This is a genomic window from Microbulbifer sp. JSM ZJ756 (assembly GCF_044383805.1).
GTDB lineage: Bacteria > Pseudomonadota > Gammaproteobacteria > Pseudomonadales > Cellvibrionaceae > Microbulbifer > Microbulbifer zhoushanensis.
This window is the reverse complement of sequence record NZ_JBISER010000001.1, coordinates 362,984-387,290: the sequence shown is the minus strand read 5'-3', so window position 1 is coordinate 387,290 and position 24,307 is coordinate 362,984. Positions and strand designations below refer to the sequence as shown.

Below are 24,307 nucleotides of genomic sequence, written 5' to 3'. Positions count from 1 at the left end.
AGATGAAAACAATGAAGAGAAACGGTGGCTTTACGCTGATCGAGATCATGGTCGTGATCGTGATCCTCGGGGTCCTGGGCGCACTGGTGGTACCAAACATCATGGGCCGTACCGGCGAGGCGCGGGTAAAGGCGGCGGTGACCGACCTGCGCGCCATCGAGACCGCGCTGGATATGTACCGCATGGACAACTTTGTCTATCCCAGTTCCGAACAGGGCCTGCAGGCACTGGTCAGCAAGCCATCCGGCTTCCCGGAAGCCAAGAACTGGACCCAGCCATACCTCAAGCGTGAGGCCAAGGACCCCTGGGGTAATGAGTACCAGTACATCAGTCCCGGCACAGAGGGCCCTTACGACCTCTACAGCCTGGGTGCCGACGGCAAGCCCGGTGGTGAGGGAGAGGCCTCGGACATTTTTGTCAGCGAACTGTAACCGCTGACGCCGATTGTGATGGGCGCTTCGCTTCGCCGCAGCCGTGGCTTTACCCTGATCGAATTGCTGGTGGTGATCGTGATTATTGCCACCCTCGCCGGCATGGCGGTTATTTCACTGGGGAGTGCGGGGCACCGGGTGTGGACCGGAGAGACCCAGCGGCTGGCAAATATATTGAGGCTGGTCGCCGATCGCGCGGTGATCGACAAGGCCCATTACGGCGTGCGGCTCGAGCGCGGCGAGTATTCAGTGGTGCGCTTCGAGCCGGCCACCATGCGCTGGGAAAAACCGGGAGGGAAGGGGGCCGGCCGGTCTTCGGCCAGCCGCTTTGCTGCACACCGCCTTCCCGACAATATTCGCCTTGAGGTGCTGGAGCAGGCCGAATTGCCCGGTGCCGAAGAATCCGCATTTGCCCCCGCCGGGTCCGGGGATGATGAAGCCCAGGTCCCACAATTTGTGGCACTCTCCAGCGGCGAAGTGCTGCCGGTGGAGCTGGCGGTCATACTGGTGGAGAACGGCGATTATGCCCGGGCGGCAAAGATTTCATACAGCAGCCTCAATGGCCTCGAGCTGGAATGGCAGGCCGATGACCTCTGAGCGTAGCCGCCGCGAAGGCGGCTTTACCCTGGTCGAAGTCCTGGTGGCGCTGGTCATTTTCGGCGTGATCGCGGCCAGCGTGCTGAAAACCATGCAGGACAGCGTGCGACACCAGGCGCTGATGGAGGAACGCCTGGCGGCCAGCTGGATCGCCCAGCAGGCCCTGGCGGAGATTCGCCTGCAAGAAGACTGGCCGCCCCTGGGGGAGAAAACCGAGCGCGTGCCCCAGGGCGCCCGGGAATGGCAGGTTACCGCGCGGGTCGAGAGCACTAATGAAGAGCGCCTGCGGCATATCATCATCGAGGTGGCCGAACCCGACAGTGAAACCCCGAGCCTGACACTGGATGCCTGGGCCGCGCGAGGCGTCACGACCGCCGGTGCCGGCAATGCACCATCGGGTGGGAGGCGCCAGTAATGGCGGCCTCTCCAGTGTCCCGGCCAATCGGCCGCCAGCACGGTTTTACCCTGATTGAGGTAATGGTGGTGCTGGTGCTGGTAGCCATCATCAGTATCGGGTCTTACGCGCTGCTCGACTCCTTCCAGAGTACCGACCGGGCCCTCGAGGCCCGGGCCGAGCAACTGCGGCGTATTTCCATGGCCATGTACCGGATCGAGGACGATATGCGCCAGGTTACTGCGCGACCGGTAAAGAACGGCTACACGGGCTATGAACCGGCCCTGCGCGGCGATGCCGATGAGCTTGAGTTTACCCGCCTGGGGGCCGCCAACCTGACCGGGGAACCCCGCGGGGAGCTGCAGCGACTGGCCTACAGCCTGGGTTTCCCGGAGGACAGCGCGGACTCCACCAGCGAGACTGGCGGCCTGTTACTGCGGCGGCGCTGGCGGGTGCTGGACCGTGCGCCCGACACCGAGGCAATCACCGAGCCACTCCTTGCCGGCGTGGACAACCTGTCATTCCGCTACTACGACGGCGACAGCGAGGCGTGGCTGGACCAGTGGCCGCCGCTCGGGTCGAATTCCGGGACCGGTGCGCCGGACAGCCGTTTGCCGCGGGCGGTGGAAATGCTGGTAACAACCCGCAATGCCGGTGAAATGCGGCGAGTCTACACATTGCCGCAGGTCGCCTCGTTTATTTCAGGCTCCGGCGGTGGCCGGGGGCCTGGGGGCGAGGAAGACCCCGGTGATGGTGCCGGTGACTCCGGGGGGGCAGGCGACCAGCCCGGAACTGACGAGGGCTCGGGTGAGGACTCAGGTGAACGATCCGGGGAGGCCCGGGATGACGCCTAAATCCATGGCCGGGCAGCGGGGTGTCGCGCTGATCACCGTATTGCTGGTGATGGTAATTGCGATCGCTGCTGTGACCCATACCATCCTGCGCAATCGCATCGCTATTTCCCGGACAGCGGCGTTGCTGGCCAACACGCAGATGGCGGAGTTTGTGCACGGGGCGGAAGCCTGGACAAAGATTGCGCTTGAGCGTGACCACCAGCAGGATCGCGAGAATCCGCAGTCGGCTGACTCGGCACTCGACAGCTGGGCACTCGAAGCCCTGCAATTCAATCCTGATAATGGAAAAATGCGCATTAAAATCAAGGACTTAAATTCTTGTTTTAATGTGAATAATCTCGCCGGATCCGGGCAGGCATCGGCGGACCAGCGGGCGATATTTGAGCGCCTGGTGCGCAGTGTCAGCGGCAAGGGGGACCTGGCCTCGGCAATGCTCGACTGGGTCGACAGCGGTGATACGCCGCTGACCCCGGGCACTGAGGACAATGGCTACCTGGGACGCGAGATCGCGCACCGGACCCCGGATATCCCGATTACCGATATCTCGGAGTTGTCCGCAGTGCAGGGTATGGAGCGCGAGGACTGGGAGGCCCTGCGTCCGTTCCTTTGCGCCTTGCCGGAGTCGGGTACCGTGATCAATGTAAACTTTGCCCCGGCGGAATTGCTGGAAGCCATGGCCCCCGGGGCCAGGGCATCGCAGATCGAGAGCTTCCGTGAAGCGGACGGGGTTTTTACCGAAGCCTCGCAACTCGCCCCTTACGGCCTGGGGGGAGTCGCCGGGTTGGTGTTCCATAGCCAGTACTTCCTCGCCCAGATTGCGGTACAGCTCGGGCCGGGGCCGGAAAACCGGCAGTACTGGGAGACGACCTTCAGGCTCGATCAGGGTCGCGGCGAAGTGTCGATGGTTCAGCGCCAACGACGCATGTTCTCCGGCAATGAAGTTCGGGAATTACTTGAAAGCGAATCAGCTTCAGGCGAAAAAACCAATGAAAACAATGACGTATGACTGAAACCTTAAGTGAGCGCAAAGAATTAGCGGGTAGTCGGCAGCCGTTGGTGCTGCTGCGACTGGCCGAGACGGCTGAGTCGGACCGGGTTACCGTGCAGTCCTGGACGGACCAGGGCTGGCGCCCGGTTCCAGTCGACGCGGAGTTCGCCGGTGCCTTTTCCCCCGACAGCGCTCCCACAGTGGCCCCTGTCTCTGCAGGTATGGTGGAGCCCCGTGAGGGCGATGGTTCAGCTGCTGACGGTGCGACGACGCCGGAGTTCCCTGTGGGTTCACGGGTCGTCCTGTTATTGCCCGGCAGCTGGGTCTGGAGTGGCGTCGAGTCGATTCCCAGGGCGGCACGAAAGCAGAGCAGCGCCGTGGGTTATATGGTCGAGGAGCGCCTAGCGGAAGATGTGGAAGACCTGCATTTTGTTTGCCAGCCGCGCACCGGGGACCTCTGTTCGGTTTACGCGATCCGTCACGAGAAGATGGCGGCCCTCAGTGCCCAGCTGCAACGCCTGCAATGGCCAGTGGCTGCAGCCCTGCCGGAGTACCAGTTGCTGGATCTCCTCGATACTGACGTAAGCCTGTGGCTCGATGGGGATCGGGCCCATATCTGGCGTGCCGCCGGGCATGGCCTCACTGTGCGCCGGCGTTACCTGCAGCCTCTGCTGGCCTCGCTGGCGGAGCCGGGTGACGAGCGGTCCGGTGAATCTCCGGATGGTGGCTCCCCTGTAGGTGAGGTTTCCCGGGCCGATCATTCGCTGAGCCTGCTGGGTGCGGGTGAGCAGGACGAAATGGCCGTGGCTGAACTGGAGTCGCTGTTCGGCCATGGGCTGCAGCGGGTTGAAGGGGATGCCGGGGAGTACCTGCTTTCCCGGCTCAGGATTCCCCTCCTGGCCAACCTGCTGGTGGGGGATTATCGGCCCGTGGGCAGCGCGGATGAGTCCAGTTGGTGGATAAAGCCACTCAAGGTGGCCGCTGCGTGTTTTGTATTGCAGTTGATGCTGTTCCTCGCCGGCGGCGCTTATTACAGCTGGCAGGCCGGGCAACAGGACGCGCAGGCGCGGGCGCTGTTCGCCGAGCTATTTCCCAATGCACGTGCCGGTGCCGATGTCCGCCGCCAGATCCAGGGGTACCTGAACCAGGCCGGTAATGGTGGTGCGGGCTTCGCCCGACAGGTGACCACACTCAGCCAGGCATGGGAGCAGCACCGCGGGGAGCCATTACAGCTTCAGTCCCTGCGCTTCGATGGCAACCGTGGGGAGATGGTGATCCAGCTGCAGGCCGCGAGCCTGGGGGAGCTGGATGGCTTTGTGGGACGCCTGTCCTCCGGGCAGTACCGGGCCGAGCTGCTGGCTGCCAACGAGCTCGAAGACGGAGTTTCGGGCCGGATCCGGCTGCGCTGAGCAAGCACAATAAATAGACATAAGTACCCTGGAAGATGAAAGAAAAGATCGAGCAACTGCAGCAGCGATGGCGGGCCCTGCCGCCCAATGACCAGCGGGCCCTGGGGGCCCTGACCCTTTTTCTCGGCGGGATGTTCCTGGTCTACGGCCTGTTTATGCCCGCCAAGCACTTCTTCGACGATGCCCGTGCCAGGGCAGAGGAGTCACGGGAGCTTGTCGCCTGGATTGAATCCCAGCGCCCGGTACTGGAGCAGCTGGACCCGGTAGCGGGCGCGATGACCGAGCAGGGCGCGGGCACCCTGCTGCAGCGTGTCACGGCCGCAGCAGAGCGCCACCAGATTACCATCAAGCGCTTCGAGCCCGAGGGGCAGGGAAGGATTCGGCTCTGGATTGAGCGCGCGCGCTACGAGGACCTGCGGCCCTGGTTCAATACCCTCATAGAGCAGAAATTTATGCTCCGGACGGTAAACCTGGATGCGCTGCCTGAAGAGGGCATGGTATCGGCGAGACTCACGCTGGAGGGCTGACTCCGGTATCGATGCAGGTAAACCTCGATACTTTCGATGTTTTGTCGGTAGCTGAATTCGTAAAAATCGTATGGTAATCGGCCCTACAGCACGCAGGGCTTCGATTTTTTCGGGCTTGCATGAAGTTTGGGCCGCTTCTGAATTTCTACACCACAGCCGGCCGGTTCCCACAAATTGCCCCTATACTGTCGATAGAGATGATGAATAGGGTGCCAAGATGCTGTTCAGAGATACTTCGACCAACCATCTCGTGGAAGTGGCCGATATCGTAACGCTCGCCAATCCCTATGAGCTGACGGTGGTGGGGCGATACCTGTGGGGCGAGGAGGTGCAGGATCCTGAGGTCTTTGACAAGACCCAGCTGAGCTTCCTCTCCGGTGAGGCACTACCGCGTTGCTGGCATGACAGCCGTTACCGCGACCGCGAAGTGCGGCGCCTGAAATGCGGCACACGTGCCGAAGATGGTGATTATTACCAGGGGGCCTGAATTTCTCCCGGGAGAGTTGGCCATTAGGCGGCAAAATACTCGCGGGTGGACCCGGTAAAATGTAAAATGCGCGCCAAATTTGTATCTGTGGTAACCCATGACGTTTGCGCAATTTGAAGAGTACTCCCTCTGGCTGGGTATCGGTGGCCTGATCCTCTTTATGCTGTTTATCGTCTGGGACCTGGCTAAAAAGTCCAGGGCCGGCAGGTTCGGTACCCTCATTCTTTTCCTGGCACTGGGCCTCGGCCTCCTCGGGTTTATTATCAAGACGGTGCTGGTAGAAGTCATGGGTATCGGCTAGGGATTACCCGATGCATGCATTCGGGCCGCCGGGCCTATTCAGGGAAGGGCATAATGCCAATATTTGACCGCCCAGAACTCAAGGTACAGAAGGATCGGCGAGTCTGCCGGGCCACTGATACCCGGATCGCCAAATACAGCCGCCGGGGTATGCTGCTGACCCTGCTGGCTTTTGCGATCGCCGCCGCCATGGGCGACCTGCGCCTGCAGGCTCCACGCTTGTTGCTGGTACTGGGTGTGGTGCTGGTGCTGCTGACACTGGTGCGGGGCTACTATGTATTCCGCTTCAGCCACCTCTATGCCACCGGCCCGGTGCGCTGGCGCCGACGGTACTTCTTCGTTTCCACCCTCGGGGCGGCCTGGTGGGGGGTAATCCTGCTGTTCCACGAGTGGTTACTGGGCTTCGCCCCGGTGACCCATTTCCTCTGGCTCTACACGGTGGTTTTCTGCTCCAGTGTGGCCTCGGTCTTTGCCCCATACCACCGCTTCCTTATCTGGTTCGTCTCCGCGTGCCTGGTTCCAGCCGCGGTCAAGGCGATCCTGTCCGCCGATATCCTGGGCACCATCTATGGTGCCCTGACCTTTGCCTTTATCTGGTTGACCGCTCACCAGGCGCGGAGGGAATCGCAGAATTACTGGGACCGCCTGTCGGCAATGCAGGAACTGCAGCAGCGGGCGAGCAACCTGGCGGCCGCGCGCAAGCACTCTGAGGCAGCGGTTGAGCTTACCAACGAGTTTGTCGCCAATATCGGCCAGGAATTCCGCAGCCAGCTGTCCGATTCGCTCGGCGCACTGGCGCTTCTCGAGGCAGACGACCTCAGCGAGCGCCAGCGGGAATGGGTAAGGCTGGCCAAGAACGCCGGCAGCCAGCAGCTGAAGCTGGTGGATAACGTCGGCCTTTTCACGCGTGTCGCGCGCAAGGATATACGGCTGCGCCAGGGTCCTTTCAACCTGGTCAAGACAATTGAAAAGTCCTTCAAATTTGCCGCCCGGGCCGCTCATCGCCAGAACCTGGAGTTCAACTTCCAGATTGACGACAACCTCCCGGTGATGGTGACCGGCGACAACCGCAAAACCGCACAACTGATCCGAAACCTGGTTGACTCCGCCACTGCGGTGGCCCAGGCCGGCGAGCTCTGGGGGCAGGTGAATTTTGCCCCGATTACCAGTTTCGAGGGCCAGCTTACCATCCACCTCAATGACGATGGCCGGGGAGAGATCCTGCCTGACGAAAGCGAGCTGTTCGGCGCTTTTGCCCGCCTCGACACCAACCAGGTGACCAGCGGGCTGGGGCTCTCAATCGCCAAGGGACTGGCCGAGGCAATGGGAGGCTACCTGCAGGTGAACTCCACGCCCGAGGGCAACCGCTATGAAGTGGTGGTCAAACTTGCGATGGAGCCGAACCAGAGGGTCTACCTGACTCCCGATCGTCGCCTGCAGGACAGCGAAGTGCTGGTGCTGCACGAGGGCGGCCTGTTTGTTTCCGGCCTGGTGCAACAGCTGCGGTCTTTTGGCATGGAAGTGGATTGCGGCAAGTGGTCCAGGTCCAACAGCGAGACCGTGCTGCAATTACAGCGGGCAGTGGAGCGGCAGCAACTCCTGATCATGGTGCCAGCCATGGGTGCCCGGCAGATGCTGGTGGAGGTCTCGGAGTTTTTCAACAGCCTGAATGGCGATGGGACTCAATCTAAAGTCGTGTGCCTGGGGGCACCGGGACACAAGGTCGATTTCGCTCCGCTGATGCAGGCGTTGCCCGAAGCCAAGTACATCCGGCGGCCGGTCACCCGAAAGGAACTGCATGATGCCCTGATCGAACGGCTGTTTGGTGGGGTGAAGAAGGCCAGCCGGCGTATCGTTTCCACCATCAGTGCCCACCCCCGCCAGCGGTCGCTGTTGCTGATCGAAGAGTCCCGCCAGCACCAGGGGGTGACTGAGGAAATGCTGAGCGCGCTCGGGTACCAGGTGGATGTGGCTGCGGCAGTGGAAGAGGCGCTGGAACGGCTGGGGGATAAGAGTTACGACCTGCTGCTGGTGGACTGCCAGCAGAATACCGACCACAGTGCGGAGATCATCGATCGGCTGCGCCACTGGGAGTCGGAGCACTCGCCGGATGACCGGATGCCCATTGTTGCCCTGACCAGTACCACCGAAGAGCAGTTCGAGGGTCGCTGCCTGGCCGCAGGCATGGACGACTACCTGACCAAGCCGCTGAACAAGGAATCCCTGCAGGAAACCCTGGAACGCTGGCTGGGCGACGCCTGAGTAAGCTGAGCCAGGTACCCGGGGCCTTGCTGGCCCCGGGTTGAGGGCTACGTCGTTACATCAGAACTGGTAGCGAATGCCCAGCCGCGCGCGCCAGAGGGAGGCATCTGCCACCCGGGTCTGGCCCGCCGGATCCAGGAACTCCTCGAAGACATAGCGTCCCTGTTCGTCCACGCCGGCACTGACCGCCGCCTGGTAACGGGGGAAGCCGCCCTCGTACATTACCCCCCACTCATCGTTCAGCAGGTTGCCCAGGTTCTCCACCACAAAGTAGGCGTTGGCGCGATCATCGGCCCGGAAGCCCGGCAGTTCCTGGTTGATCTTCAGGTCGAACTTGGTCCACCAGTCGCTGCTGAGTTCATTGCGCTCCGCTATCCCACCCCGGTCCAGCTCCTCACTGTCCAGGAAAGCAAAAAAAGCATCCGTGTCGAAACCTTCCGCAAAGACGACATTCTGGTCGTCCGGACCACTGGGGACATAGAGCAGGTGCCGGGAGATAAAGCCGGTAGAGTCACCGAACTTGAAGCCGTCATCGAAGGTGTAGGTGTAGGGGCGCCCCTCGTTGGCGGAGCCGAACAGGGTGATGCGGGTCTCCAGGCCGGCGAAAAACTCCTGTGCGTAGTCCAGCTTCAGGGTGAACCGATGGGGTACGACATAGTTGGATGTCGCGGTACGCGGGTTCTCAGGGTCGGCGGTGGCAATATTCACGTAGTTTGAAAATGCGACCGAGCTGGTCATGGGATTGACATCCTCTGCCTCGGTGTAGGCGTAGCCCACAGCAGCGCTCAAGCCGGACTCGAAGGACTTGCTCAGCCCCAGGGAGACTACGGTTGAGTAGCCACTATCGCCCCGGGCGTTGGTCAGCATGAAGTCCTGCGAACGCCCCATGTCGCTTCCATAAATGGGGCGGCCGTCGATGGCTGTGCCCACCTGGACGCGGGAGATATCGCGTACGATTGCCGCATCCTGGTAGTCACTGTAAAGCAGGTCGGCTGATGCCAGGTAGCCGTCGCCAAATTCGTAGCTGCCACCGATTGCATATTTCCAGACCGAGGGCACTTCGAAATCCGGGTCCAGCAGGTTGACTCCGCCATTGTCACCTTCGCCGCTGGCGACCGCGTCATAGAGTTCCGCCGGCACGTCGTAGATCGGCTGGCCGGAGCCGGTCCAGGCCAGGTCGAACAGGCTCTGCTGGCTGAAATCGGCGAGTGAAGTCTCTATCTGGGTAACGCCGTCGTTGGAATAGTTGTTGGAAATCCAGACATTGGGATTGCCGCCGGAATAGAGGCCGATACCACCGTGAATCTCAGCGCTGTCGGCCAGGCTCCAGTTGAAGCCGATACGTGGCTGCAGCAGGTCCTTGCCATCGAGGTTGGCCCGGTTGGAGAAGCCGTAGGCTGAAACGATATCGCCATTGTCTACCGGCCGCTCATCACTGCTATAGCGGTCGTAGCGGAAGCCACCCACCAGGGTCAGGTCGACACTGGCAAAGGTGAACTCGTCCTGCAGGTAGAAGGTGTCGATGGCATAGCTGAATTCGGCCGCAGCGTCCTGGGGATTATTGCTCCCGCTGGCATTCTCGTAAATCAGGACGGAAGGGGTACCTGCGGCAAATTCCGCGATACTGCCAAAGCGGTACTCGCCTTCGGCTTCCTGGACAAACATATTGAAGACATCGAACGTCTCGCGCTCATAGCCACCGTAGAGGCGGTGCTCACCCAGCTGCAGGTTGCCGGCGAGCTTCAGGCTGAGGCTTTCATAGCTCAACTTGTTCGCATGGCGGGAATCGTCAGCGCCGAGATAAACGGTCGCCCGGGACGCATTGCCATCACCGTCGTCATCGTTTTCGGTGCGAATCTGTACCTCCCCAAACTCGGTGCCTCCCAGCGAGAGCTGGCGGTTGTCCAGTTCCGAGTAGCCGATCTTGACCTCGGTTGAAAAGATGTCACTCCAGTCGGAATACAGCTGTCCCACGTAAGCATTGAGCTCTGCGCCGCGCTCGTAGTAGTGGTTGGAAAGCTCCAGTTCATCCGGGTCGCCGTCGGACTGGGCAATGCTGAAGCCATCATTGTAATTGTAGGTAAAGGCTGCCCGCTGGGTATCGGTGATATTCCAGTCAAACTTGACCAGCAGTTTCTCATCCTCTTCCGGGAGGCTGGATGGGAGCCCACCCGGGTCATAGCCGTAAATATCACGGGAGATACGCAGGATTTCCTCCAGCTGTGCCTGCGAGACACCCTGGACCGGGGTGGCAGTGTTACTGCCGGCCGGGCCCCGATCGAAAGTCGCCACGCCGTCAAGCTTTTCATAGGCGGCGAAGAAGAAGAGCTTGTCCTGGATAATCGGGCCGCCCAGGGTGGTGCTGTAGCGCTGCTCATCGAACGGGGCAATATTGATATCGTCGCCCTCCAGTTGGTCTCCGCGCATGCCGTCATCGGTGTAATCGTAAAACACCGACCCGTGCCACTGGTTGTCCCCGGATTTGGTAACTGCATTGATGTTGCAGGCGCTGAAACCGCCGTACTGGACATCGAACGGGGCGAGCTCCACGGCCACTTGCTGGATGGCATCGTAGGAGAAAGGCATCCGCTCGGTAGGGTAGCCATTGCTGTTCAGGCCGAAATTATCATTCATCCGCACGCCGTCGACAGTAAGGCTGTTGAAGCGCGGGTTGGCGCCGGCACATTGTACTGAATCGTTAAAGGCCTCATCGACGTACAATCGCGGGTCCAGCCGTACCAGGTCTTTCAGGTCCCTGTTAATCGCCGGGGCACTTTCCAGATCGTCAAGACTGAAGTGCGAGGAGGGCCCTACTGCAGTGGCAGTAGGGTCCTGGACATTGGCCACAACACTGATTTCTTCCATCGCCTCCGGCGCCAGGCTCAGGTTCAGCGGCAGGGTGTCACCCAGCGAGAGATAAACCCCGTCGACTACCCGCCGCCCCTCGGGGGCATCGATGATCACCCGGTAAGGGCCGCCTACCCGGAGCCCGTCCAGGTTAAAGCGCCCAGATTCGCCGCTGGTGATCTCCCGGCGACTGTTTGACGGGGTATGCACTACGGTCACAGTAGCGTTATCCAGCGGCTGGCCGTCGAGTCCGGTCAGCTGTCCCCGAATGCCGGCACTCGTTTCCTGGGCCATGACGCCCGGTGCGCAGCTGATGGAAGCCGACACTGCTGCTGACAGCAGTGCGCGGGTAAAATTAATTCGTTTCATTGATTACTCCTGCTCCCTGGAAGGGTGGTTGAGATTCCTGCCCCTGGGAATTGCCGCGTTGCAGCATGCCCGCCAGAGACTGTTTTTTGTTGTTTACGCGAGCCCGGTCGCGCGGACACTTTGTAACAGCCTTGCTTTAACCTGCTGTGACGGTGAGGTTTCCGGTTTATCTCCGTGCGGTTATATTTTTGTTACTGATTACAAACTGTCATGACAGGTGGTTATCCTCGGGCACTCAAATAATCAAAGGACTTTGAACATGGTGAATAGCAGTACCGCAGTGACTGCATTGCTGGTTGCATTGATATTGAATTGCTTTTCCGCCACGGCCTGGGGCTGGGGGGAGGACGGTCATCGGGTAACCGGGGAGATCGCCTGGAGGCTACTTGATTCTTCAGTGCAGGAACCGGTTCAGGAACTTCTGGACGTAAAGGGAGAGGGGAGCCTGGCCGAGGCTGCGACCTGGGCGGATCGGATCCGTGGTGATGGGCAGTACGACTGGGCTGCCCCCCTGCATTACATCAGTCTCCCGCGTCACTGGCCTGGATACCAGCCGGGCCGGGATTGCCCGGAGCAGGGATGCATCCTGGAGGCCATTGCAAAGTTCCGGCAAATCCTGGCTGATCCTGATGCACCACAGCGAGAGCGGGCGGAGGCCCTGCTGTTTATTGTCCATTTCGTCGGTGACCTGCACCAGCCCCTCCACACCGGACTGGCCACAGACCGCGGGGGCAATGATGTGGAGGTGGAATTTTTCGGGTTTGGCACCAACCTCCATGCGCTGTGGGATGTTTTCCTGCCGGGGGGCTTCCTGACGGACTGGCAGGCATACGCGGAAAAGCAGGCCGCCGGGCTGGGGAAAAGGCGGTTAGATGCATGGCGCCGGGGCACGCCGGAGGACTGGGCCGCAGAGTCCCACCAGTTGGTGCATGAGTATGCGTATACAGAGAGCCGGGTACTTGGTGAAGACTACTACCTGCGCAACCGGCCGATTATCGAAAGGCGCTTGCAACAGGCCGGGGTAAGGCTGGCGGCATTGTTGAATAACGCGCTGGCGTCGGCGCGCCAGTAGCGGCGGGGGCCGGCACTGGGCGCTACAGGCTCCCGGCGGAATGGCTGGCCCTGGCCGTTTCCGCCGGCAGTGGCCATACAAACGCCGCGGCCAGCAGGATAAAGCCGACCGAGATCCACAGGCAGGCGTTCAGGCCTGCCACCTGGAATACCCAGCCGGAAAGCACCGTCCCCAATAAGCGGCCCATGGCATTCGCCATATAGTAAAAACCCACATCCAGTGATACGCCGTCCTCGCGGGCATAGCGCACAATCAGGTAACTGTGCAGTGACGAGTTGACGGCAAACAGCGCCCCGAACAACAGGAGTCCCCCCAGCAGGCTGGCCTGGGGCGGCAGCCCTGCCTGCAGCGCTATGGGGATGGCGGCGGTTACAAGCGCCAGTGACAGTGCCCAGCCGGTCGCGGCCCGGTTGACGGAACCACTGGTTGCGACGGAACCGGTGAACCTGGGGGCGAGTGACTGGATGACGCCGTAGCCTATGATCCAGATGGCCAGGAAGCTACCGATACGCCAGTGGTCCCAGCCGAATTCCATTCCCAGGTAGAGGGGCAGGGCGATAACAAACCAGACATCCCTGGCCCCAAAGAGGAACAACCGCGCAGCTGCCAACAGGTTGATTGCCCGGCTTTTGGAAAAGATATCCCGGAATTTTGCCTTCTGTTTTGCCCGGCCCAGGTCTTTCTTCAGCAGGCAGATACTCAGGAGCCAGACCAGGAACAGTGCCAGAGCCATTGCGCCAATGGCAGCGGTAAAGCCGATTGCACTCAGCAGCAGGGCCCCGAGGAAAAAGCCCAGACCCTTGAGGGCGTTCTTCGAGCCTGTGAGTATTGCCACCCATTTATACAGGGTCCCCTGGGCTTCACCCGGGACCAGTAACTTGATGGCGCTCTTGGCACTCATCTTGTTGAGGTCCTTGGCAATACCTGACAGGGCCTGCGCCGCCATTACCCACGGGACGGTCAGCATCGGCGATGGCAGCAGTAGCATGGAAAGCGCTACGACCTGTAGCCCAAGCCCGATATTCATGGTGCGGTTCAGTCCTACGCGGGCGCCCAGCCAACCTCCCAGCAGGTTGGTGACCACACCAAAGAATTCATAGAACAAAAACAACAGCGCGATCTGCAGCGGCGAATAGCCCAGCTCGTGAAAGTGCAGTACCACGAGCATGCGCAGGGCACCATCAGTAAGGGTAAACGCCCAGTAATTCCCGGTTACTACCAGGTATTGCCTGATTCCCGGTGAAAGGTGCTGAAACATCGACAAGTTGACCTATCTCAATACGTGCCCGTGAGAGGGGTTGCCTTACTGCCTGGCCCCGACCATGCGTGCCAGTTCCACGGTGCGGTTGGCGTAGCCCCATTCGTTGTCGTACCAGGCATAGAGCTTTACATGGGTACCGTTGACCACCATGGTCGAGAGCGCATCGACGATACTGGAGCGCGGATCGGTCCGGTAATCGATGGACACCAGTGGTCTTTCCTCGTAGCCGAGGATGCCCTGCAGGGGCCCTTCGGCAGCTTGCCGGAACAGTTCATTGACCTCTTCAGCGCTAGTGGCGGACTCAACTTCGAACACGCAATCGGTCAGGGAGGCATTAGCCAGTGGTACGCGTACCGCATGGCCGTTCAGCTTGCCCTCCAGCTCGGGGAAAATTGCGGTAATCGCAGTGGCTGAGCCAGTGGTGGTGGGAATCAGGCTCATTCCGCAGGCGCGGGCCCGGCGCAGGTCCTTGTGGGGCGCATCGAGGATGGTTTGCGTATTGGTGATATCGTGGATGGTAGTCATGGACCCATGGCGGATACCGAGGTTTTCGTGCAGTACTTTGACTACCGGTGCCAGGCAGTTGGTGGTGCACGACGCGGCAGTGACGATTTTGTGCTGATCCGGGTCAAACAGGTTGTGGTTCACACCCATCACCACATTCAGTACGGCGGCATCCTTTACCGGGGCGCTGACTACAACCCGGGCCACGCCCTGGTCGAGATAGGCCTGCAGCAGGTCTGTGCTGCGCATCTTTCCGCTGGCCTCGATTACAAGGTCACAGCCGGACCAGTCAGTGTCGCCAATCTCCCGGTTATTTGTGCACCGCAGGTTTTTATTGCCGATTACGATGGTATTTTCACCGGCCTGGGCCTCATGTTCCCACTGGCCATGTACGGAATCGAAGTTCAGCAGGTGCGCGAACGTGGCAGCATCGCCGCCCGGATCGTTGACCTGCACAAACTCGAACTCCGGCCAGTCCCATGCGGCGCGCAGGCACAGGCGGCCGATCCGCCCGAGACCATTGATACCTATCCTGATTGCCATTACAGAAATCTCCCTGAAAAGTGGTTTGTCGAGTTCGGGCGGGAGCTCGCTCAGCAGTTGCTAGAACAGCGTTCGGGGCGGTTCGCCATTCCCCCAAGTCGCTGCAGCGGCTCACTCAGCAACGCCTCATCGCCCTCAAGAGTATGTTGCAGGACAGCCGTGGCCCATTCCGGCATTTGCGGGGCAAGCCGGTAGAATACCCATTGCCCCTGGCGCCGGTCGCTCAGCAGGCCGCACTCACGGAGCTGGGCGAGGTGCCGCGATATTTTTGGCTGGCTATCGCCCAGGGCTTCCACCAGTTCGCATACACAGAGTTCGCCCTCCCGGGCAATCAGTAGCAAGCTACGCAGGCGGGTGCCATCTGCAAGGCACTTATAGAATTGCAACGGGCTCAAGGCCGGGTCCCCGGGGTAATGTTGAATAACTCCGGGCAGTATATATGGAAATCCATATATGTGGCAGTGGGAATGTTTATGCCATACCGGCACACGCCGGGGCATGAAAGTCCCGATGGTGCCGTGCTTGTAGGCCATGGGTGTATCGTGCAGTATAAGAGTAATTATGTGGAGATGGCCGCCTCGTGAAGGGGCAGACAGCAGCTTGCCAGGTGCGGGGAGGGAATTTGCGCGGGCGCCGGATACTCCTTTCATTAATACTCACCGCCATTGTGCTGCCTGCCCGGGCCGAAGAGGTAATTGCGGCCGTGGCTTCCAATTTTGCCGCACCCATGAAGGTGATCGCGGCAGCATTCGAGGAGTCCACCGGACATCGGGTGCGCCTGGCTTTCGGTTCCTCCGGAAAATTCTTCGCCCAGGTCAGCAATGGCGCCCCTTTCGATATTTTCCTCTCGGCCGACCAGGCCAAGCCTCACGCCCTCCTGAATGCCGGCCTGGCCGAGCCCGGTAGTGCATTCACCTATGCCATTGGCCGGCTGGTGCTCTGGTCTCCTGTAACCGGCAGGGTATCCGACGGCCCAGGGGCGCTGCGGGAAGGCGGATATCGCAAACTTGCGCTCGCCAATCCACGCCTGGCCCCTTACGGCGCCGCAGCCGTACAGGTGCTCGGCTCGCTGGAGCTGGTTGAGACGACTCGCAGCCGCTGGGTGCAGGGTGAAAATATTTCCCAGGCGTTCCAGTTTGTCGCCACTGGCAATGCGGAGCTGGGATTTGTTGCTTTATCCCAGGTAATGAAAGAGGGGCGAATCGCGCGGGGCTCCGGTTGGGTGGTGCCCTCCAGTATGCACCGGCCGATCCGCCAGGATGCAGTACTCCTGGAGCAAGGTGCAGAAAACCCGGCCGCCCGCGCCTTGCTCGCTTTCCTGCGCTCGCCCAGGTCTGCGGCCCTGATCGAGTCCCACGGCTACCAGCTACCCGTGAGCGAGGAGTAGCCATGGGTTTTTCCGAGGCGGACTGGATTGCCATTGGCCTGACCCTGCGGCTGGCGGTGACGGTGACCATACTGCTGCTATTGCTGGGTACACCCATTGCCTGGTGGCTGGCCCGCACCAGTTCCCGCTGGAAAGGGCCGGTGAGCGCGCTGGTGGCATTGCCCCTGGTGCTGCCCCCGTCAGTACTGGGCTTTTACCTGTTGCTCTCCATGGGGCCCGGCGGGCCGATCGGCCAGCTCACCACCTCACTGGGCTGGGGCACCCTGCCGTTTACGTTCTGGGGGCTGGTCGTGGCGTCGCTGTTCTATTCGCTGCCGTTCGTGGTCCAGCCAATCCAGAATGCGATTGAGGCGATTGGGGAGCGGCCACTTGAAGTAGCCGCGACCCTGCGGGCGGGGCCCTGGGACCGCTTCTTTACGGTGGTGCTGCCCCAGGCCCGGCCCGGGTTTATCAGTGCCGCGATCCTGGGCTTCGCTCATACGGTAGGGGAGTTTGGCGTCATCCTGATGATCGGGGGCAATATTCCCGGAGAGACTCGCGTGGTTTCGGTGCAGGTCTACGATTACGTTGAGATGATGCAGTATGACAAGGCTCACTGGTTGTCTGGTGGCATGCTGCTGTTCTCATTTGTGGTACTGCTTGCGCTTTACGGTTTCCGTCACCAGCGCTCGCATGCCGCGCTGCGCATGGGGGCCGTACAATGAAGCCGGGAGCGAATCAGGAAGCCGTGCCAGCGGACGAGATTATCGCGCGCTTCCAGTTCAGTTACCCTGCCGGCGCAGGTGACCCGGGGTTTTCCCTGTCTGTGGATGCCAGGCTGCCCGGTAGCGGAATTACTGGTATTTTTGGCCAGTCAGGATCGGGCAAGACTACATTGCTGAGGTGCATCGCGGGCCTCCAGAAAAGTGATGACGGCCAACTGACAGTGGGCGGGGAAACCTGGCAAGGCCCGGCTGTGTTCATGCCGCCGCACAGGCGACCGGTTGGGTACGTATTCCAGGAATCCTCCCTCCTCAATCACCTGACCGCAGATGGAAACCTGCAGTATGCATTTCGCCGGGCGCGCCCGGCGCCGCCACCAGGGCTTTACAAACATGTCGTGGCCTTGATGGCTATAGGGCCGCTGTTGGGGCGCTACCCGCACCAGCTGTCCGGCGGGGAGCGGCAGAGGGTGGCCATCGCGCGCGCGCTGTTGAGCTGTCCAAGGCTGCTGCTGATGGATGAACCGCTGGCGTCACTGGATACAGGTCGCAAGCTGGAAATCCTGCCTTACCTGGAGCGGCTGCGGGAGGAGTTTGCGCTGCCAATTCTCTATGTCAGCCACTCCCTCGACGAGATCGCCCGCCTGGCGGATCACGTCATTGTCATGGAACGCGGGCGCCAGGTGGGGGCGGGCAGCCAGGCTGAAATACTGGCAGACCCTTATATGCCTGTGGCACCGGATGATGAGCGCTGTGTTGTACTGGAAGGGTCTGTCACGGAGTGTGACTCGCAATGGGACCTGGCACGGATCAGTATACCCGGGGGGCACCTGTGGTTGGCGAACCATGGCCTCACAGTTGGAAGGTCGCTGCGGGTCCGGATTTTCGCCCGGGATGTCAGTATTGCGCTGCATAGCCACGACGACACCAGCATCCTGAACCGGCTGCAGGCAACCGTGTCCGCCATAGCAAAAGAGGAGGGCAGTGCCCTGGCCCTGGTGCAGCTCCGTATGGGGAGTAGCGTGATACTGGCCCGGGTTACCCGACGTTCCCTGGCGGACCTGGGACTCGCCGCCGGAAGCCGGGTCTGGGCCCAGGTCAAGTCAGCCGCAATCGTCAACTGAGTCCGGCGGCCATTTTATCCCCGCCCGGATAGCCGGGCGGGGAGAGGTTTAAAGCTCGAAGTCGGCCCAAACCGGGGCGTGATCCGAGGGGCGCTCCATGCCGCGAATATCGTAGTCCACACCCACGTCCACGCATTTGTCTGCCAGCATCTGGGTGGCGAGGATCAGGTCGATACGCAGCCCGCGCTTGGGATCGCGGTCGAAGCCGCGGCTGCGGTAGTCGAACCAGCTGAAGATGTCATCAGTATCGGGGTGCTTGCTGCGGAAGGTGTCTACCAGGCCCCAGCCCTGGATTTTTTCCAGCCATTCACGCTCTTCCGGCAGGAAGCTGCACTTGCCATCCCGCAGCCAGCGCTTGCGGTTGGATTCTCCAATACCGATATCCAGGTCGGTGGGGGAGATATTCATATCACCGATCACCAGCACCGGCGCCTCGGGTTTGCAGGTGGTCTGCAGGTAGTCGTCCAGGTCCGCGTAGTATTTGCGCTTGGCGGGGAACTTGACCGGATGCTCGCGGTTTTCACCCTGGGGGAAGTAGCCGTTGATGACGGTGAGCGGAGAGTCGCCACCGATATCGAACTTGCCCGCGACCATGCGCCGCTGGGCGTTGTCCTCGTCTTTGGGGAAACCGTATTCACGATCGATAAACGGGTAGCGGGAGAGCAGGGCGACACCGTAATGGGTTTTCTGGCCGAAATAGATCACCTCATAACCCAGGTCACGCACTGCATCCACCGGGAAGTCCTCGTCGGTGACCTTGGTTTCCTGCAGGCCGATAATATCCGGGGCATGGCTGTCCACCAGGGCTTCCAGCTGGTGCAGTCGCGCACGGATACTGTTTACATTGAATGAAACGACTTTCATTTTTCCCCCACACAAAATAAAAAGGTCGGGCATAGCCCAACCTGCATAATATCAAATGGATACCAGTGTTACGGCGGGCCCGGCCGGGCCCGCCGTCCGGAACAGTCAGAAATTGGCGACCTGCGGCGGAGCCTTGGCGGTTTTCTCGGTCATGCCAATAAAGTCGGACATGATATATCCGGCCTCGTTGAGGATCGGGTCATCCTCCAGCTTGATTTCTACCGGCCCGCCAATGGCTGCAGTGTTCTCAGACTCGCTTTCCTCGTAAGCCTCGAAGGACTCATAGGGTTCCAGCCCCTTGGCGGAGCGGCGGCGGTTCTCCATTGTCAGGAGACGCTGATTGATATCCTCACGCTCCTGCTTGCGGGCCAGTTCGTTGAGGGAGACAAACTTGCGGTCGGCGCGCTCACTCTCAAAGCTGAACTGCTCTCGCAGGTAGATGAAGTCCGGGTCAGCTGCCGTGCGCTCGTTATGCTTGCTGACCAGGTCCGGCAGCATCTCCTTCAGGTTGAAGTACTTGGCGTGCGGCACGGCGTGGATACGGTCCCAGGGCAGGGCGGTATCGTAGGCACTCTCACCAACGCTCTCCGCATCGATCAGCTGCGGCATGGAAATGTCCGGTGTCACACCAGCATGCTGGGTACTATCGCCGGAGACCCGGTAGAACTTGGATTGGGTGATCTTCAGCTGCCCCTCTTTCAGCGGCGCCATGGTCTGCACAGTGCCCTTACCGAAAGACTGGTTACCCACCACGATACCGCGGTTGTAGTCCTGGATGGCGCCGGCAAAAATTTCTGACGCCGAGGCGGAAAGGCGATTGATCAGGACCATCAGCGGCCCGCGATACATGGCCCGTGAACGGGAGCGGTTGTGGCGGGAGATCTGCTCGTTGGCATGGCGGATCTGCACCACTGGACCCTGGTCGATAAACAGGTCGGTCAGCATAGTGGCTTCCTGCAGGGAGCCGCCGCCGTTGTTCCGCAGGTCCAGGATGATACCGTCGACATTTTCCGCCTTCAGCTCGTCGAGCAGGCGTGCCACGTCACGGGTGGTGCTCTTGTAGTTCGGGTCGCGACGGCGATAGGCCTCGAAGTCGATGTAGAAAGTCGGGAGGTTGATCACGCCAACCTTGTAGTTCTTCTCGCCATCGGAGAATTCGAAGATCGCTTTCTTTGCCGCCTGGTCTTCCAGCTTCACCTTGCTGCGCTTGATCAGGATGGTGCGATGGGAGCCGTCGCCGCCGGTGGGGATGGTCTCCAGGCGCACAAAGGTGCCTGCAGAGCCCCTGATAAGGTCGACGACATCGTCCAGGCGCCAGCCAATCACATCCACCAGTTCGCCTTCCTTGCCCTGGCCCACAGCGACGATCTTGTCGTTGGGCTTGACCTTGCCCGTGCGATCCGCCGGCCCCCCGGCAACCAGGCGCGCTACCTTGGTGTACTCCTCCTCCATCTGCAGGACCGCGCCGATACCTTCGAGCGACAGGGACATGCTCATGTTGAAGTTTTCCAGCGAGCGCGGTGACAGGTAATTACTGTGCGGGTCGTAAAGGCGCGTCAGCGAGTTCATGTAGAGCTCGAACACATCGTCGCTGGTCTGCTGCTTGATACGCTTGAGCTGGCCCTGGTAGCGGCGCACCAGCATTTCCTGGATTTCCTTGTCTTCCTTTTCGGTCAACCGCAGGTTCAGGATGCTGGACTTGAGTCGTTTGCGCCAAAGCTCATCGGCGGCACTGATGGAACCCGGCCACTCGGCCTCCTCGCGGTCCATTACCAGTGACTCATCGCGGGTAAAGTCGAAACTGGGCAGGCCCTTGTCCAGCTGCGACAGAATATTATTCAACCGGTCGGTAACCCTCAGGCGGTAGCGGTTGTAGATCTCAAACCCGGCATTGACCTCACCTGTGCGCAGCTGGTCATCCAGGTCGTCGCGCCATTCACGAAACTCGGCGATATCTGACGCCAGGAAATAACTGCGGGTAGGATCGAGGGCATCGATGTACTCATCCCACAGTTCGGCGGACATCTCATCGCCCACCTTCTGCTTGTTGTAGTGCAGCATTTCCAGCTTGCCCACGATCTCGCGCGCGGTGCCACCCTGGCCGTCCTCGGGCTGCAGGGTGTCCACCTCTGCCGCGTGAAGCGGGGTAGCGGCAGTAAAGGCAAGAATCAGGAGACCGGAGAACAGGGATGTGATCCGATTGGTAAGCATAGGGAGTCTCTTTATACGTCCTACTTCAAGGCGCCGCGCAACCCGGCGGGAACGAACCCGGGGCGTTGGCGACTTATAGCTTAGGACAAGTATAAAGGCTGAAAGCTCCAAAAGGCATGAGTTGCCTCTCATCCGAGGCAGACGGTGTCGTGAAGGGCTTATTTTAGACATTTTGTTGCGTATTTGACCGGTTTGACGCGTGTATATACTCAACTGGCACGATAGTAGATTGCGCTGATCCGAGATTTTGCTCTTTTTTTGCACAGCAGCTGGCCCTGTGACTACCGCCCGGCAACTCGCAATAGCCGGCCCCAGCTCCCAATTTGCCACCCAGTCACCTTCGACGCACTGGTCACCGCCTGGATGTGACCGCTTTTCGGTAACTGGTCCCGAGGTTGCCAGGTGGGGCACTCCTGGAGGACTACTGCGGACCTGGCGGCCACCTCCAAACCCGCACCATTACTTGGCTGTGAGAAGAAGCTACGGTTCCCTTAGCGAATAGGCGGGACCGGGGGTGACCAGCGCAGAGGGACCGGAAAGTCGGGCGATGGGCGTGACGGGACTATGTGAATCTCTTGTATCTCTTGACACACTGATACGGTTGGTGAGATTTTTCTTACGAACCCGACAACGTTTGCGGCAGAAAGTGCTGCAGTGGTCGGGAACGTTGCAAGCAAAAGAACGATGAATACACAGGGCCTGGTCCCCTATAAGTGGGCCGACCTGGTTGACAATAAATTGCGCACAAAACAGGCAGGTATGGCCACAACAAAAAGACCCTTGCTGCTTTCCTTGTGCGGAGGACTCATGTCCCCGCTTGAGTCACGTGTCCCACGTTGTTCTGCCAGCGGCGACCTGCACGGTTTCCCGAATTTGTGGGCCGGTGCCTATGCCATCTGCAGAGCGCGCTAATCCCGCCATGCGCACCGTTATCTCCCCCCTGGCCACGAGAGTCCATTGATGCGTTACACACTGGCACTGTTCGCGATTCTTGCATTCGTCTGGTTGGCCAACTCCGGCCATTACACCGGGCTCCTGCTTTCCTTTGGCCTGGTCTCGGTATTACTGGTTATGGTGATTGCACGGCGCATGGGGTTGATAGACCAGGAGTCGCAGCCCGTGCATCTTTTGTCCCGCCTGCCGCGATACTACTGGTGGCTTTTCACAAAGATTGTGCGCAGCAATATCGACGTGGTGATTAATGTATGGCGCGGGCCTGCATCCATCAGTCCGGTGAGCGCGCGGATCCCCGCACGCTTCCATTCCGATCTGGGGAAGGTGCTTTATGCCAACTCCATTACCCTGACACCGGGTACCGTGGCTGTGGATATCGAGGGCGATGAGATCCTGGTGCATGCACTGACTGCCGGCGGGTTAGAAGACCTGCGCGGTGGGGAAATGGAACGCGAAGTGAGGGCTCTGGAAAAATAATGCTCGCTGCAACAATTTTAGCTCTGCTGGTGGTTATGGTCCTGGCACTTGTCCGGGCCCTGTTGGGTCCCACCATCTATGACCGTATCCTGGCGGTGAACGTGTTTGGCACCAAAACGGTGGTGTTGATCGCGGTGATCTGCTTCACGTTGGGTAAGCCCGAGTTCCTGGATATTGCCCTGGTTTACGCACTGATCAATTTTGTCAGCGTGGTGGGCGTGCTGCGCTACTTCGAGTTTCGTTCCGGTAGCCGGGACCAAAGGGCTGGCCGGCATGAATATACTCCTGGTGAAGGGGGGGCTGGCTCATGAGCGATTTGCTGGTGGACGGCCTGAGCGGGCTACTGCTGGCGCTGGGCTGCCTGTTTATGGTTTCAGGGGCAGTCGGCCTGTTGCGCTTTCCTGATTTTTATACACGCATGCATGCGGCGGGGGTGACCGATACCCTGGCCACCTTCCTGATTGTCTGTGCGCTGATGCTGCAGGCCGGCTGGAGCCTTGCACTGTTCAAACTGGGCCTGATTCTCCTGTTTATCTTTTTTACCAGTCCCGCTGCCAGCCATGCGCTCGCCAAGGCCGCCCAGCACAGCCCACTACGGCTGGAGCCGGTAGCAGAGCAGGGTGCCGATGAGGCATTCCCTGAACCGGGGCAAGGGACAGAAATCGCGGAACCGGCCCTCGAGGCGGACGCAGCCAATGCCGACCGCGCCTGAACTGGGGTGACCACATGGATTTAGTACTCGATATTGTCCTGCTTAGCCTCTTGCTGACCACAGCGGTGGCTATCGCCTGGACGCGGGATCTCTTCAGTGCCGCAATGCTGGCCGGCATTTACGGATTGTTGTCCGCAAGCTTCTTCATGACGATGGGTGCGGTGGATGTGGCCTTTACCGAGGCTGCGGTGGGTGCGGGTATTTCACCGCTGCTGATCCTGGCCACGCTGGCCCTGTGCGGCCGCAAGCAGCGTTCCGATCGCAAACGCGCCCTGCTGGCGTTGGGCCTGGTGGCCACCGTTGGTGCCCTGCTGGTGGCGGCAACACTGGATATGCCCGCGTTTGGCGACCCCACCGCGCCAGCCCAGACCCACGTGGCACCCCGCTATATCCAGGATTCCATGGCTGAAATCGGCATCCCCAATATCGTGACTTCGGTACTGGCCAGTTATCGCGCCTACGACACCCTCGGTGAAGTGGTGGTGATCTTTACTGCCGGCCTGGGTGTGTTGAGCCTGTTGCTGGGAATGCGGGGGGCGCGCGAGACGGGGACGGCCCTCCAGGCTATACCGCGGCAGCACCTGGTGTTGCGTATGGCAGCAAAGGTACTGATTCCGCCGATACTGGTATATGCGCTCTACGTGCAGTTTCACGGTGAGTACGGCCCCGGCGGCGGCTTCCAGGCCGGGGTGATCTTCGCTGTTGGTTTTATCCTCTACGCCCTGGTGTTTGGCCTCGACGCAGTTCGCCGTGTGGCCGGGAATGGCCTGGTGCAATTCCTCGCCGCCCTGGGAGTACTGATTTACGGTTCAGTAGGCCTGCTGGGCATGGCAACCGGTAAAAACTTCCTCGATTACAGTGCGCTTGCCGGAGACCCGGTAAGCGGGCAGCACATAGGTATTATCGTCATCGAGTTGGGGGTCGGCATTACTGTGGCCGCTGTGATGATGCTGGTGTTCTATCTGTTCTCGGAGCAGCTACAGGATCGCAACGATGCGCCGGAGCAGTTAAGCCCGGGGAGGGCCGGATAAG

General features: G+C 60.4%; 24 protein-coding genes. 18 read left to right on the top strand and 6 right to left on the bottom strand.

The genetic code is table 11. The features are described from left to right. The first annotated feature begins 2 nt into the window (after positions 1–2). The 10 genes from gspG to ACH6CX_RS01650 all read left to right on the top strand — a co-directional run bounded on the left by gspG (position 3) and on the right by ACH6CX_RS01650 (position 8,249). Positions 3–431 carry a type II secretion system major pseudopilin GspG gene (gene gspG, locus ACH6CX_RS01695; RefSeq protein ID WP_305080394.1) on the top strand — a complete coding sequence of 143 codons (429 nt, stop codon included), beginning with the start codon at positions 3–5 and terminating at the stop codon, positions 429–431. Between the two features lie 18 nt (positions 432–449). After that, entirely contained in the window at positions 450–1,028 is a 579-nt protein-coding gene (locus tag ACH6CX_RS01690; RefSeq protein WP_232942618.1) for a type II secretion system protein, read from the top strand. Beyond that, positions 1,018–1,443, top strand: a complete 426-nt coding sequence (gene gspI, locus ACH6CX_RS01685) for a type II secretion system minor pseudopilin GspI (protein ID WP_232942616.1) — start codon at positions 1,018–1,020, stop codon at positions 1,441–1,443. Before ACH6CX_RS01690 ends, gspI begins: the two co-directional genes overlap by 11 nt. Continuing rightward, entirely contained in the window at positions 1,443–2,276 is an 834-nt protein-coding gene (gspJ, locus tag ACH6CX_RS01680; RefSeq protein WP_237061524.1) for a type II secretion system minor pseudopilin GspJ, read from the top strand. Before gspI ends, gspJ begins: the two co-directional genes overlap by 1 nt. Continuing rightward, entirely contained in the window at positions 2,266–3,282 is a 1,017-nt protein-coding gene (gspK, locus tag ACH6CX_RS01675; protein WP_396674456.1) for a type II secretion system minor pseudopilin GspK, read from the top strand. Before gspJ ends, gspK begins: the two co-directional genes overlap by 11 nt. Beyond that, positions 3,279–4,673 (top strand): type II secretion system protein GspL, encoded by a 1,395-nt coding sequence (gene gspL / locus ACH6CX_RS01670; RefSeq protein WP_396674454.1) that lies wholly within the window; start codon positions 3,279–3,281, stop codon positions 4,671–4,673. Before gspK ends, gspL begins: the two co-directional genes overlap by 4 nt. Before the next feature lie 35 nt (positions 4,674–4,708). Continuing rightward, positions 4,709–5,200, top strand: coding sequence for a type II secretion system protein GspM (gene gspM / locus ACH6CX_RS01665; protein ID WP_232942608.1), 492 nt, complete (start codon positions 4,709–4,711; stop codon positions 5,198–5,200). A 217-nt stretch (positions 5,201–5,417) separates the two neighbouring features. Further along, positions 5,418–5,687 carry an acetyltransferase gene (locus ACH6CX_RS01660; protein WP_232942606.1) on the top strand — a complete coding sequence of 90 codons (270 nt, stop codon included), beginning with the start codon at positions 5,418–5,420 and terminating at the stop codon, positions 5,685–5,687. Between the two features lie 97 nt (positions 5,688–5,784). Beyond that, positions 5,785–5,988 (top strand): DUF2788 domain-containing protein, encoded by a 204-nt coding sequence (locus ACH6CX_RS01655; protein WP_232942604.1) that lies wholly within the window; start codon positions 5,785–5,787, stop codon positions 5,986–5,988. A 53-nt stretch (positions 5,989–6,041) separates the two neighbouring features. After that, positions 6,042–8,249, top strand: coding sequence for a hybrid sensor histidine kinase/response regulator (locus ACH6CX_RS01650; RefSeq protein WP_232942602.1), 2,208 nt, complete (start codon positions 6,042–6,044; stop codon positions 8,247–8,249). A gap of 60 nt (positions 8,250–8,309) precedes the next feature. Here ACH6CX_RS01650 and ACH6CX_RS01645 read toward each other — a convergent pair whose 3' ends face one another. Continuing rightward, a complete protein-coding gene (locus tag ACH6CX_RS01645) occupies positions 8,310–11,465 on the bottom strand; it encodes a TonB-dependent receptor (protein WP_237061514.1) in 3,156 nt (1,051 codons plus the stop codon). Positions 11,466–11,724: 259 nt separating this feature from the next. Between ACH6CX_RS01645 and ACH6CX_RS01640 the strand changes: the two genes are divergently transcribed. Continuing rightward, positions 11,725–12,537, top strand: a complete 813-nt coding sequence (locus ACH6CX_RS01640; RefSeq protein ID WP_237061513.1) for a S1/P1 nuclease — start codon at positions 11,725–11,727, stop codon at positions 12,535–12,537. A gap of 22 nt (positions 12,538–12,559) precedes the next feature. Here the strand turns inward: ACH6CX_RS01640 and arsJ are convergent, their stop codons facing one another. The 3 genes from arsJ to ACH6CX_RS01625 are packed head-to-tail and all read right to left on the bottom strand — an operon-like array spanning position 12,560 to position 15,240. Next, on the bottom strand, positions 12,560–13,795 hold the full coding sequence (gene arsJ / locus ACH6CX_RS01635; protein ID WP_237061512.1) for an organoarsenical effux MFS transporter ArsJ: 1,236 nt from the start codon (positions 13,793–13,795) through the stop codon (positions 12,560–12,562). A gap of 45 nt (positions 13,796–13,840) precedes the next feature. Next, positions 13,841–14,845 (bottom strand): ArsJ-associated glyceraldehyde-3-phosphate dehydrogenase, encoded by a 1,005-nt coding sequence (locus ACH6CX_RS01630; protein WP_237061511.1) that lies wholly within the window; start codon positions 14,843–14,845, stop codon positions 13,841–13,843. Between the two features lie 50 nt (positions 14,846–14,895). Beyond that, positions 14,896–15,240 (bottom strand): metalloregulator ArsR/SmtB family transcription factor, encoded by a 345-nt coding sequence (locus tag ACH6CX_RS01625; RefSeq protein ID WP_232942592.1) that lies wholly within the window; start codon positions 15,238–15,240, stop codon positions 14,896–14,898. Between the two features lie 308 nt (positions 15,241–15,548). On the opposite strand from ACH6CX_RS01625, the gene modA reads away from it, so the two are divergent. The 3 genes from modA to modC are packed head-to-tail and all read left to right on the top strand — an operon-like array spanning position 15,549 to position 18,057. After that, positions 15,549–16,232: a molybdate ABC transporter substrate-binding protein gene (gene modA, locus ACH6CX_RS01620; RefSeq protein ID WP_237061510.1), complete on the top strand. Its 684-nt coding sequence runs from the start codon at positions 15,549–15,551 to the stop codon at positions 16,230–16,232. Positions 16,233–16,234: 2 nt separating this feature from the next. Further along, positions 16,235–16,936, top strand: a complete 702-nt coding sequence (modB, locus tag ACH6CX_RS01615; protein WP_232942588.1) for a molybdate ABC transporter permease subunit — start codon at positions 16,235–16,237, stop codon at positions 16,934–16,936. Beyond that, on the top strand, positions 16,933–18,057 hold the full coding sequence (modC, locus tag ACH6CX_RS01610; protein ID WP_396674448.1) for a molybdenum ABC transporter ATP-binding protein: 1,125 nt from the start codon (positions 16,933–16,935) through the stop codon (positions 18,055–18,057). The genes modB and modC overlap by 4 nt, the downstream gene beginning before the upstream one ends. A 48-nt stretch (positions 18,058–18,105) precedes the next feature. Here modC and xthA read toward each other — a convergent pair whose 3' ends face one another. Together xthA and ACH6CX_RS01600 are read right to left on the bottom strand one after the other, a co-directional pair. Then, a complete protein-coding gene (gene xthA / locus ACH6CX_RS01605) occupies positions 18,106–18,921 on the bottom strand; it encodes an exodeoxyribonuclease III (protein WP_232942584.1) in 816 nt (271 codons plus the stop codon). 105 nt (positions 18,922–19,026) lie between these two features. Next, positions 19,027–21,132, bottom strand: coding sequence for a carboxy terminal-processing peptidase (locus ACH6CX_RS01600; protein WP_232942582.1), 2,106 nt, complete (start codon positions 21,130–21,132; stop codon positions 19,027–19,029). A 960-nt stretch (positions 21,133–22,092) separates the two neighbouring features. Here ACH6CX_RS01600 and ACH6CX_RS01595 point away from each other — a divergent pair. The 4 genes from ACH6CX_RS01595 to ACH6CX_RS01580 are packed head-to-tail and all read left to right on the top strand — an operon-like array spanning position 22,093 to position 24,306. Then, a complete protein-coding gene (locus ACH6CX_RS01595; protein ID WP_237061508.1) occupies positions 22,093–22,563 on the top strand; it encodes a Na+/H+ antiporter subunit E in 471 nt (156 codons plus the stop codon). After that, on the top strand, positions 22,563–22,874 hold the full coding sequence (locus ACH6CX_RS01590) for a monovalent cation/H+ antiporter complex subunit F (RefSeq protein ID WP_396674445.1): 312 nt from the start codon (positions 22,563–22,565) through the stop codon (positions 22,872–22,874). The genes ACH6CX_RS01595 and ACH6CX_RS01590 overlap by 1 nt, the downstream gene beginning before the upstream one ends. Next, the gene (mnhG, locus tag ACH6CX_RS01585) at positions 22,871–23,275 is read left to right on the top strand and encodes a monovalent cation/H(+) antiporter subunit G (RefSeq protein ID WP_232942578.1); all 405 of its coding nucleotides are present in this window, start codon (positions 22,871–22,873) and stop codon (positions 23,273–23,275) included. The genes ACH6CX_RS01590 and mnhG overlap by 4 nt, the downstream gene beginning before the upstream one ends. 14 nt (positions 23,276–23,289) lie before the next feature. After that, positions 23,290–24,306 (top strand): DUF4040 domain-containing protein, encoded by a 1,017-nt coding sequence (locus tag ACH6CX_RS01580; RefSeq protein WP_232942576.1) that lies wholly within the window; start codon positions 23,290–23,292, stop codon positions 24,304–24,306. Position 24,307 lies beyond the last annotated feature (1 nt).

Excerpts from the sequence above, each read along its gene's own strand:
- ACH6CX_RS01595 (WP_237061508.1), top strand. The coding sequence starts at position 22,093 with ATGCGTTACACACTGGCACTGTTCGCGATTCTTGCATTCGTCTGGTTG.
- ACH6CX_RS01645 (WP_237061514.1), bottom strand. The coding sequence starts at position 11,465 with ATGAAACGAATTAATTTTACCCGCGCACTGCTGTCAGCAGCAGTGTCG.
- ACH6CX_RS01690 (WP_232942618.1), top strand. The coding sequence starts at position 450 with ATGGGCGCTTCGCTTCGCCGCAGCCGTGGCTTTACCCTGATCGAATTG.
- ACH6CX_RS01660 (WP_232942606.1), top strand. The coding sequence starts at position 5,418 with ATGCTGTTCAGAGATACTTCGACCAACCATCTCGTGGAAGTGGCCGAT.
- gspG (WP_305080394.1), top strand. The coding sequence starts at position 3 with ATGAAAACAATGAAGAGAAACGGTGGCTTTACGCTGATCGAGATCATG.
- modC (WP_396674448.1), top strand. The coding sequence starts at position 16,933 with ATGAAGCCGGGAGCGAATCAGGAAGCCGTGCCAGCGGACGAGATTATC.
- ACH6CX_RS01640 (WP_237061513.1), top strand. The coding sequence starts at position 11,725 with ATGGTGAATAGCAGTACCGCAGTGACTGCATTGCTGGTTGCATTGATA.
- gspL (WP_396674454.1), top strand. The coding sequence starts at position 3,279 with ATGACTGAAACCTTAAGTGAGCGCAAAGAATTAGCGGGTAGTCGGCAG.
- arsJ (WP_237061512.1), bottom strand. The coding sequence starts at position 13,795 with ATGTTTCAGCACCTTTCACCGGGAATCAGGCAATACCTGGTAGTAACC.
- gspM (WP_232942608.1), top strand. The coding sequence starts at position 4,709 with ATGAAAGAAAAGATCGAGCAACTGCAGCAGCGATGGCGGGCCCTGCCG.
- gspJ (WP_237061524.1), top strand. The coding sequence starts at position 1,443 with ATGGCGGCCTCTCCAGTGTCCCGGCCAATCGGCCGCCAGCACGGTTTT.
- modB (WP_232942588.1), top strand. The coding sequence starts at position 16,235 with ATGGGTTTTTCCGAGGCGGACTGGATTGCCATTGGCCTGACCCTGCGG.
- mnhG (WP_232942578.1), top strand. The coding sequence starts at position 22,871 with ATGAGCGATTTGCTGGTGGACGGCCTGAGCGGGCTACTGCTGGCGCTG.
- gspK (WP_396674456.1), top strand. The coding sequence starts at position 2,266 with ATGACGCCTAAATCCATGGCCGGGCAGCGGGGTGTCGCGCTGATCACC.
- ACH6CX_RS01650 (WP_232942602.1), top strand. The coding sequence starts at position 6,042 with ATGCCAATATTTGACCGCCCAGAACTCAAGGTACAGAAGGATCGGCGA.
- ACH6CX_RS01600 (WP_232942582.1), bottom strand. The coding sequence starts at position 21,132 with ATGCTTACCAATCGGATCACATCCCTGTTCTCCGGTCTCCTGATTCTT.
- ACH6CX_RS01630 (WP_237061511.1), bottom strand. The coding sequence starts at position 14,845 with ATGGCAATCAGGATAGGTATCAATGGTCTCGGGCGGATCGGCCGCCTG.
- ACH6CX_RS01655 (WP_232942604.1), top strand. The coding sequence starts at position 5,785 with ATGACGTTTGCGCAATTTGAAGAGTACTCCCTCTGGCTGGGTATCGGT.
- gspI (WP_232942616.1), top strand. The coding sequence starts at position 1,018 with ATGACCTCTGAGCGTAGCCGCCGCGAAGGCGGCTTTACCCTGGTCGAA.
- ACH6CX_RS01580 (WP_232942576.1), top strand. The coding sequence starts at position 23,290 with ATGGATTTAGTACTCGATATTGTCCTGCTTAGCCTCTTGCTGACCACA.
- ACH6CX_RS01590 (WP_396674445.1), top strand. The coding sequence starts at position 22,563 with ATGCTCGCTGCAACAATTTTAGCTCTGCTGGTGGTTATGGTCCTGGCA.
- xthA (WP_232942584.1), bottom strand. The coding sequence starts at position 18,921 with ATGAAAGTCGTTTCATTCAATGTAAACAGTATCCGTGCGCGACTGCAC.